The organism is Staphylococcus agnetis (assembly GCF_002901865.1).
GTDB lineage: Bacteria > Bacillota > Bacilli > Staphylococcales > Staphylococcaceae > Staphylococcus > Staphylococcus agnetis.
Genome location: NZ_PPQF01000067.1, coordinates 1 through 9,867, shown reverse-complemented (window position 1 = coordinate 9,867; position 9,867 = coordinate 1). Strand labels below are relative to the sequence as shown.

Sequence of the window (9,867 nt, the reverse complement as noted above, 5' to 3'; positions counted from 1 at the left end):
TTTTTTGAAATAATATATAAAGAGAATCGATTAAGTAAAAATAATTTTACCTAATCGATTCTCTTTTTTGGCTAGGAATTATGTCCCAGCCCCTTTTTGGATATCAATGAATTATTTCCAAAGTGATGACCAAAAACTTGAAATTGTGCTTGTGATAGAATTTGCTGCCTCAGCTACTTTAATCGCATTTTTTACAGTATTTGGATTTTGGTAAAATGCATATAAAACTTTACCAGTGTTAATGCCTTCAGTGACATAGTTACGTGTTTTCGCATACGCATTATATAGAGCCGTGTTTTTATCGTTTATTTCAAGTGGGGCAATATGTGTCTTTAATCCACCACCTAATGTTGTTAATACTGTTTTATCAACGATGCCTTTATACTCATAGTACTTACCTACATAGTATTTAGCATCTTCATATTTTTTACTATAGTTTTTATACGTATCTGCAACGTATTTGTAACCGTTATTGAATGTTTCACTGATGTAGTTTTTAATTGCTTGATAGTAACTTGGTGATTGTGGTGCTTTTTCAACTTTTTCTGTTTGTTTTGGCTCAGTTACTTTTGGTGTAACTTCATTTTTATCTGTTGTTTTTGTTAATCTTGCGTTATCTAATTTCGCAATAATTAAGTCTAATTGTTTTTGTAAACGATCTTGCATGTAGTGTGGTGCTTTGTTCACTTCACGTTGTGCATGACGACGGTTTTTGATTGAGTCTTTACTTTCTAATGTTGTTAATGCTTCGTTGATTGTACGTACACGTTCATCAATACGTGCTTGTGCATCTTCAACACTGTTATTAGTGTCTTCAGTCGTTTTAGTACTGTTATCGCGTACTTTCGCATCGTGTTGTGCAATGATTAAATCAAGTTGATTTTGTAATTGTTGTTTTACGTCTAAAGGTGCTTTGTTAACGTTGCGTTGTGCGTTACGTCTGTTTTCAATTGTATCGTTTTTCAGTAATTCAGATAATGAAGTATTTGCATTGGATGTAAGTTCGTTATCGCGTGCGAATGCTTGTTCTTTAGTGAGGTGTCCGTTGTTGTTTGTAGTGCTGTGATCTGTTTCGTTTAATTTTGGAGTGTTTTCTGGAGTTGTTGATTCTACGTTGTTGTCAGTTTGTGCTTGGTGATGTAATGATTGATACCAAATTTCTTGGCTCTTGTCTGGATTTTGTTTAAGTTGAGCAATGTAGTTGTTTTTTTCTGCTTCAGTTAATTTATTATTTTTAAGGATGCTGTAGTATGCATTTTGTTGACCTACGCGACGTTCTTGGTTATTGCTATCCTTAATTGATTCTGAAAATACTTCTTGTGCACTTCCAGGGTTATTGTGCAATTTTTGAATGTAGTTGCTACGTTGTTCGTTCGTTAGCCCTTCAAGGTGTAATACCTTATAGTATGCGCGTTGTGCGTCATCTACTTGCGTTGTTGCTGTGTGTTGTGCTGGTGTTTCCGTGTGCTCTTCTGCTTTTGCTTCCCCATTTGCAATCATAGTTGCCAGTGTAATTGTTGCTGCGCCCATTAAAACTCTTGATATGTTTTTGTTTTTCATAATATTCCCTTTCTGTTTATAAAATAAAATATCTGTCTATTAACGTAAAAAGTATAACACGCTATTAGTTGTAGTAATATTAAATATTCCTTAAATATAGACAGGAGTACAATTATTCATTCAGATTAAAGTATTTTTTACATATATTAAGTGCTTGAATCAAATTGGGACTGGGCATTACGCATCATATCTTGTTAAAACAGGCCAACTTGGGTTGTTAGTCACCTAAAATAAAGCCCTCCCGCAGTCTACCTAGTAGTACTTGAGGGAGGGGGTATTGATTTTATGAATGCATGAATTGTTTAATTTTTAAATTGACTTCAAGAATATTAACGATAGCTTGGTCGTTTTGTTGTACAGTATGTTGATTAATAATCCTACGTATTTTTTCTTCAGTTAAACCACTGTGTTGTGCCATACGATGGATTTGCATGTCTGCGGCTTGTTTCGTAATTTGACCATCTAGTCCTGAGCCAGAGGCAGTTAATATAGAGACAGGAATGTCTTGAATTGGGACGCCATTCTCTTTACTGAATGTTTGTCGCTCCGTTTTGATACGTTGGAGCAATTCTCTGTTGTTGTTACTATCATTACTTTCTCCTGTCACTGGTTGTATCTGATCTTGTGGTGTTTTTTCTGGATAAGAGCTGTAATGGTGCGGTGAAGGTCGACCATGGAGATACGCGGGTGACGTAAATTCCTGACCGATCAGTTTAGATCCGACGACTTTGTCATGTTCTTTTATCAAGCTTCCATTTGCTTGTTGTGGAAATGCTGCTTGACCGACAGCGGTTGTGACCAGTGGATAAATGATGCCACAGAGCACTAAAAGAAATAATGTCGTCACAAGCGAACTTTTTAGCATAATTTGACCTTCTCTCAAAATAAATTGATTAATACATCAATGCATTTAATGCCAATAAAAGGGGTGACTACCCCGCCTAATCCGAAAATCAAGGTGTTGTTTAACAATAAACGACTTTGTGTCGTAGGTTTGAAACGAACGCCTTTAAGTGCAATAGGGATTAACAATGGAATGATCAATGCATTAAAAATTAATGCTGATAAAATTGCTGAATGACTGGTTTGTAAGTGCATCATGTTTAACATTTGAATGCGAGGCATCCAAGGTAAAAAAAGTGCCGGAATGATTGCAAAGTATTTCGCAATATCATTAGCGATACTGAACGTCGTTAATGCGCCTCGTGTAATTAATAATTGTTTCCCAATTTCTACAATTTCTATGAGTTTTGTTGGGTCAGAATCTAAATCAATCATATTGCTCGCTTCTTTGGCAGCGATTGTACCGGAGTTCATGGCGACACCGACGTTGGCCAGTGCTAGTGCTGGGGCGTCGTTTGTGCCGTCTCCAGTCATAGCAATGATTTTCCCTTTTGCTTGCGCCTCTCGAATGACGCGCGTTTTATCTTCTGGTTTACATTCAGCAATAAAGCGATCCACGCCTGCTTCTTGTGCAATAGAAGCCGCGGTGAGAGGATTATCTCCGGTACACATGACGGTTTCTATACCCATTTTTCTAAGTAATGTAAAGCGCTCGGGAAGGCCTGGTTTGACGATGTCTTTTAAATAAATGACACCGTAAATGCGCTTGTTGTCCATGACGACAAGTGGGGTGCCCCCTTGATGAGCGACTTCATCGGTTAATGCTAATAAATCGTCTGGCACTGGGATGTCCATTTTCTTTGCACGTTTAATGACGGCATCGACAGCACCTTTAAGATGGCGTTGGCCATTTTCATCTATCCCGCTCATCCGTGTTTCTGCAGTAAAGGGAATGGCAGTATAATCCTCAGGGGGTGTCATATGATAGCCTTGCGTTTCGCCAAAAGTAACGATAGAGCGTCCTTCAGGTGTGTCGTCATCATAGGAACTAAGCATGGCTTCTCTCGTTAATGCTTCTTGCGTAACGCCTTGTACAGGATAAAGGGCATGCGCCATGCGATTGCCAAATGTAATGGTTCCCGTTTTATCGAGAATCATCATGTCTACATCACCGCAAGCTTCAACGGCTTTCCCACTTTTGGCGATGACGTTGAAGCGGGTGACGCGGTCCATTCCAGCAATCCCAATTGCGGATAATAAGCCACCGATAGTCGTTGGGATAAGACACACAAAAAGTGCGATTAAGGACATCGTTGAAAGGTTGATATGCAATTGGTGTGCAAAAGGCACCAGTGTGACAATCACCATTAAGAATATGATGGTCAAACTGGTTAATAATGTTGATAATGCGAGTTCATTAGGCGTTTTTTGGCGTGAAGCACCTTCTACTAATGCGATCATTTTATCTATAAATGATTCGCCCGTAGACGCTGTCACTTTGATGGTTAACTGATCACTTACGACGACAGTACCACCAATGACACTCGAAAAATCGCCTCCGGATTCTTTGGCAACAGGCGCAGATTCTCCAGTGATGGCCGATTCATCAACCATCGCAATACCTTTAATAATTTCACCATCGCAAGGAATGGTTTCTCCTTGTTTAACGCGTACGATATCCCCTTTATGAAGCGCAGTGGCTGCAATCATGACTTCTTTATCGTCTTTGATGACACGTGCAATCATTTCTTTTTTCTTTGTACGGAGGGCATTAGCTTCTGCTTTCCCGCGACCTTCAGCAAGACTTTCTGCAAAATTAGCAAAGAGTAATGTCATCAATAAAATAAAGGCGATGAGCCAATGATAGCTATCCGCAGGTTGCATCGAAAAAATAGTTGGGAAAAGCCCGCCAAGTAGTGTGACTAAAAAAGTCATCCATACGACAAACATCACTGGATTTTTAATCATTTTCATTGGGTTGAGTTTGACGATAGACTGCCAAATGGCTGATTTAATTAAATCGTGATTCATAGTGAACCTCCTTAAGATGTCAAAAATTCACCGATAGGACCAAGTACGAGTGCAGGTAAGAAAGTCAGTGCACTGATTGTGATAAGCATGACGACAAGCAGTACAGTGAAAATCGGTGTATCTATGGCCATCTCATTGGTTGTATTTTGTATAGGTTTACGTGCCAGCATCGATGCGATGAAGAGTTGGAGTATCATGACAGGGTAACGCCCTAAAAACATGGCGAGTCCAGTCGTGATGTTCCAAAATGCGGTATGATCTTGTAACCCTTCAAATCCAGAGCCGTTGTTTGCGCTAGCGGAAGTGTACTCATAAAGTATTTGAGACAACCCATGAGCTCCGGGATTGGTCATCGCTGACAGGCTGTTTGGAAAAACCAAAGCTAGGCTTGTAAAACTTAAAATGATTAGAGGATGAATCATGAGTATCACTGAGATGCATGTCATTTCCTTATTCTCTAATCGTTTACCAAACAGTTGAGGAGACCGCCCAATCATAAGGCCTGCAATGAAAAGCGTTAACAAAACATACGTCATAAAATTAAGAAAACCAACCCCTTCACCACCGAATATGGCGTTTATCATCATGAGAACAAGTGGCACCATACCGCCTAAAGCTGTTTGTGCATCATGCATATTGTTGACAGCGCCTGTTGTAAAGCTTGTTGTGACGGTTGTAAATAAAGCACTTTGCGTCAACCCAAATCGTGTTTCTTTGCCTTCCATATTGTCCCCTGAAAAATGTGGGTTACCCATATGTTCAGCTCCTAAGTTGATGAGAAAACACATTAAGAAAATTGCTAACAAAAGTCCTACAAAATAGAATATTTGTTTTCTTGACGGTAATTTCTTTTTATACAAAACGATGCCAAACAAGATAAAGACGGCACCAGGCATCACCATCATTGAAATCATTTCTACCATATTTGTTAAAACAGTCGGATTTTCAAAGGGCATTGCACCATTGGCACCGAAAAAACCACCGCCATTGGTGCCTAAATGTTTAATACTCTCAAGTGATGCCACGGGACCTAGTGGAATGCTTTGAATCCGATGGTCTATCGTTGTAAATTGAATGTTTTTTTGGAGCGTTTGAATGACCCCTTCATGCATCAATAAAAGGTTGACAAGGCAAGAGAGCGGTTGCAATACAAGCACAATCCATTTGATGAGATCACTATAATAATTCCCAATGACATCTCGGTTTCCAGTCATTCTACGGATAAAGGCAACCGCAATACAAAACCCTGATCCAGCTGAGAGAAACATTAAAAAAGTGATCACAGCCATTTGAGAAAAATAACTTAAACTCGTTTCGCCCGCATAATGTTGTAAATTGGTGTTTGTCACAAAAGAGATGACGGTGTGAAACGCCAAATCCGGAGACATATTTTGAACATGGTTCGGATTGAGCCATAAAACACGTTGAATCCGTAATAAGACATAACATAGGACGGAAGCCAGTCCATTGGTTAACAATAAACTTTTGAAATAATCTATCGCCGATTGTGGCGCGTGCTTGAGTCGTAACATGCGTGTAAGCGTCGTTTCTAATCGCGTATAGTGTACGTTTAGAAAGCTCTGTGCATTAAAATAAATGTGATAAAGATACCACGCAATCAGCGTTGCGATGATAAGAAATGCAATAATCAAAATGAATCCACTCGTCATATTGAAGAACTCCTTTATTAATAACGTTCAGGAAATAAGAGCACATGGATGAGATAAATAAATACGCATAAGATGATCAGTAGTAGCACCATGTTAATGTCCCTTCTTTGTTAAATATTTTTCTAGAACACTGAGTCCTAAAATGGGTACACCGAATAGACCTATAAAAATAAAGATATAAATCATATCTTCCATTTTGTTCCCCTCCCTAGTAATCTGTGAAAAATATAACACCATTGCCATAAAGAGGGCGTTAAGATGTCAGTGGACGATATTAATACGGTATTAAGATTTTGCTGGCAATAAGGTTCTCACTGGTTTTCATCATAGGAAAGGACTACACTGTGGGAGAATAGGAGGCATACAGATGAAGGGCAAACTGAAAATATATATAGGTTATGCAGCTGGCGTTGGTAAAACGTATCGTATGTTGAAAGATGCACATGATTTGATTGAAAAAGGGGTTGATGTGCGTATCGGTTATATTGAGCCACATCAACGGCCGGCAACAACCGCTTTAACTGAGTCAATTCCAGTCATTCCACTTAAAACGTTGCACTACAACCATCATACATTTCATGAGCCAGATATCGATGCCATTATTGAAGCACAGCCAGATGTGATACTTATAGATGAGTTGGCACATCATAACGCGTCTGGTAGCCGACATGAAAAGCGTTACCAAGATGTCGAAGAACTGTTGCGCTCAGGGATTAATGTCCATACGACACTGAATATTCAACATATTGAATCGTTGTATCATATCATTCATCATTTTACGAAAATTGAAATGAGCGAACGGGTTCCAGATCGATTGGTTAAACAAGCGGATTCTTTTGAGTTTGTAGACATTGAACCTATCGATTTACAGACCCGTATGAAAGAAGGAAACATTTATCAGGAACGTCAAGCACAGCGGGCGTTAGAAGGCTTCTTCCAGCTGGATCATTTAATACAGCTCCGAGAACTCGCGTTAAGAGAACTTGCCAATTTGGTAGATGCCAAGATGACAGAAGTCGGTCTTGAAAACGAAGAACAAGTCATTGCGGTTGGGATTTCACCTTTTGTCCAAAATATGAAAGTCATTCGACATGCTGCACGATTAGCTCAAGCATTTAAATGCAGTCTAACGGGGATTTATATTGAAAGTAGTACACTTGAACCTGAAGCGATACACCAGCTGAACTTGAATCGACAGTTACTCGAGTCACTTGGTGGTCACTTTATTAGTCTTTATGGGGAAGAGAGTGAACAATTAGGAGAATGGTGTTCTGCCAATCGCGTCAATAAAGTGGTGCTCGGTCGCCCACATAAGTCGAGTATCTTTCAGCGTAAAGACATTATCTCAGAATTAAATGCGCGCTATCCGCACATTGATGTGTATATCATTCCAAGTGCGGTACAAAAACAAGCGTCAAAACCTTTGTTTCAACCGTGGCTCCAATTTCAAATGGTCGATTTGCTGAAATTGATTGTCATTATGACGGTATGTACGCTGATTAGTCTAACGATGTTTCAGCATCAGTTAAATGAGTCTAATACAATTACCGTTTACATGCTCGGTGTTATTATGAGTGCTTTATGGATACGCTCGAGACTGAACGTGATATTCTCTTCTATGGCAGCAGTACTGTTGTTTAATTACTTTTTTACTACACCACGATTTACATTTGAAGCCTACCGGGCAGACTACCCTGCGACATTTACGATTATGTTTGTTTGCGGCATCATCATGAGTGCACTCGTACGAAATGTAAAGCAACAAACAAAAGTGGCAAAAGAAAAAATATATCGTACAGAAGTATTACTTGAAACGAACAAGTTACTTATACAAAGCGTGGATGAACAAGCGGTCATTAAAACAATGAAACAACAATTTTCAAAATTAACGCATGAAGATGTGAGGATTATTCATTCAGATCAAACTGAGGTATTTCCCAAATTGGCAGCCCATTTAAAATGGGTGAAATACCATCAACAAGAAGCGGGCTATTCTACAGATACGTTTCCAGGATTACCGTACTATCTCTTACCAGTGAATGCGCAAGCGTGTACGTATATCATCATGATTCCAGCATCAGATCAATTAACGTTTGAAAAAGAAATCATTTTATCGATGGCGATTGATATGACAAATACGCTTGAGAAAATACGTTTGTATAAAGAGAATAAACAGCAAGAAAAAGAAAAGGAACGGGAACAAGCAAGAAGTACATTTTTAAAGTCAATTTCACATGATATTCGTACGCCTTTGACGGCGATGATAGGTAATCTTGATGTGCTTGATAAAGAGATGAGTGAGGGACAACGTTCCATTTTGAAAAGTATTAAAGAAGACGCGACGTGGCTGAATAATATGGTCAATAACATTTTGACAATCACGAAAATAGACCATGATGATGAAATCAGTAATCAGCAGACCATTGTCTTATCTGAAGTGATATACACGGCCTATCAATTGACAGTCAAACGAGCGGGGACACGAACCTTTCGCATTGAGGAACCTGACGAAATTTTACTTGTTCATATTGATGAGAAAATGATGACGCAAGTTCTGATTAATTTAGTTGAGAATGCGATTAAATATACACCTGAACAATCGGTCATTACGTTGAGTTTGCGTCATGAAGGCTCGAGTGCAGTGATTGAAGTACAGGATAATGGGTACGGGGTCGATGAAGCGATGCAAGAACGTATATTTGATCAGTATTATACGAGTGACAATACATCAGACCGCTCACGTAAAGGATTGGGTCTGGGTTTATATTTATGCCAAATGATTTTAAAGCGACATCATACGAGCCTGTACATTAAGAAAAATGAACCTACGGGTGCGATTTTTGGCTTTAAACTCCCTATAGAGAAGGTGATTAATTGAAGACGCAATTATTAATTGTAGAAGATGATGACTCTGTCCAACGCTTATTGAAGCGGTTATTTGAACAAAATAATTATCGGGTACACCTTGCAAGTAACGGTAAAGAAGCATTATTTCAGTTTGAAAACGTACTTCCAGATATCGTCATTCTTGATTTGGGTTTACCAGATATGGAAGGGCTATGTGTGATTCAAAAGGTGAAACAAAACTATCAGACTCCAATACTCGTGCTCAGTGCAAGAGAGGATGCTGAGGAAAAAGTCATTTGTCTTGATAATGGGGCGGATGATTATGTTACAAAACCTTTTAATTCGGATGAATTGTTAGCACGCGTCCGTGTACTTCAAAGAAAATACAACGATTGCACACGTCCTTCTAACGTTTATCACAACGGTGGGTTGTGGATAGATTTCGATAGCCATCAAGTGACTGTTGATGGTCAAGCCATACATTTAACGCCAATTGAATATAAGTTACTCGTGCTTTTATCGGAACATACAGGCAAAGTGTTAACGTATAAATTTATTTTAAAAGCCGTTTGGGGACATATTTTAGAATCTGATTTACCTTCATTACGCGTGTTTATGACGACTTTACGCAAAAAAATTGAACATGATCCTAAAAACCCACAATATATTCGGACACATCTTTCAGTTGGCTATCAAATGATGAAACAAGAACACACATCATCATCTTGATGGAGGTGTAACAAAGTAATTTAAATTCTAAAATAACTCGAACATTTTTAGCACTCAATCATCTTTTTAAGACGATTGAGTGCTTTTTGACGTTATAGGCCCTGTGCACTCCAATAGAATCTTTTAATTTTTTGATTTAATTATTATTTGACATTTACAAAGTATCATTTATATAATAGCAATATTG

Annotated in this window: 7 protein-coding genes; 2 read left to right on the top strand and 5 right to left on the bottom strand. The window is 38.7% G+C overall.

The features are described 5' to 3' along the window. Positions 1-111 precede the first annotated feature (111 nt). The 5 genes from CD172_RS10000 to CD172_RS13145 all read right to left on the bottom strand — a co-directional run bounded on the left by CD172_RS10000 (position 112) and on the right by CD172_RS13145 (position 6,196). A complete protein-coding gene (locus CD172_RS10000; protein WP_103346266.1) occupies positions 112-1,560 on the bottom strand; it encodes a C3-binding domain-containing protein in 1,449 nt (482 codons plus the stop codon). 283 nt (positions 1,561-1,843) lie between these two features. Continuing rightward, complete coding sequence (gene kdpC / locus CD172_RS09995) at positions 1,844-2,425, bottom strand: potassium-transporting ATPase subunit KdpC (RefSeq protein WP_103346265.1); 582 nt, start codon at positions 2,423-2,425, stop codon at positions 1,844-1,846. 14 nt (positions 2,426-2,439) lie between these two features. Then, on the bottom strand, positions 2,440-4,434 hold the full coding sequence (gene kdpB, locus CD172_RS09990) for a potassium-transporting ATPase subunit KdpB (RefSeq protein WP_103346264.1): 1,995 nt from the start codon (positions 4,432-4,434) through the stop codon (positions 2,440-2,442). Positions 4,435-4,445: 11 nt separating this feature from the next. After that, a complete protein-coding gene (gene kdpA, locus CD172_RS09985) occupies positions 4,446-6,104 on the bottom strand; it encodes a potassium-transporting ATPase subunit KdpA (RefSeq protein WP_103346263.1) in 1,659 nt (552 codons plus the stop codon). A gap of 17 nt (positions 6,105-6,121) precedes the next feature. Continuing rightward, a complete protein-coding gene (locus tag CD172_RS13145) occupies positions 6,122-6,196 on the bottom strand; it encodes a potassium-transporting ATPase subunit F (RefSeq protein ID WP_081858178.1) in 75 nt (24 codons plus the stop codon). Between the two features lie 275 nt (positions 6,197-6,471). Between CD172_RS13145 and CD172_RS09975 the strand changes: the two genes are divergently transcribed. Then, on the top strand, positions 6,472-8,982 hold the full coding sequence (locus tag CD172_RS09975; RefSeq protein ID WP_103346262.1) for a sensor histidine kinase: 2,511 nt from the start codon (positions 6,472-6,474) through the stop codon (positions 8,980-8,982). Beyond that, positions 8,979-9,680: a response regulator transcription factor gene (locus CD172_RS09970; protein ID WP_103346261.1), complete on the top strand. Its 702-nt coding sequence runs from the start codon at positions 8,979-8,981 to the stop codon at positions 9,678-9,680. Before CD172_RS09975 ends, CD172_RS09970 begins: the two co-directional genes overlap by 4 nt. Positions 9,681-9,867 lie beyond the last annotated feature (187 nt).

Excerpts from the sequence above, each read along its gene's own strand:
- CD172_RS10000 (WP_103346266.1), bottom strand. The coding sequence starts at position 1,560 with ATGAAAAACAAAAACATATCAAGAGTTTTAATGGGCGCAGCAACAATT.
- kdpC (WP_103346265.1), bottom strand. The coding sequence starts at position 2,425 with ATGCTAAAAAGTTCGCTTGTGACGACATTATTTCTTTTAGTGCTCTGT.
- kdpB (WP_103346264.1), bottom strand. The coding sequence starts at position 4,434 with ATGAATCACGATTTAATTAAATCAGCCATTTGGCAGTCTATCGTCAAA.
- kdpA (WP_103346263.1), bottom strand. The coding sequence starts at position 6,104 with ATGACGAGTGGATTCATTTTGATTATTGCATTTCTTATCATCGCAACG.
- CD172_RS09975 (WP_103346262.1), top strand. The coding sequence starts at position 6,472 with ATGAAGGGCAAACTGAAAATATATATAGGTTATGCAGCTGGCGTTGGT.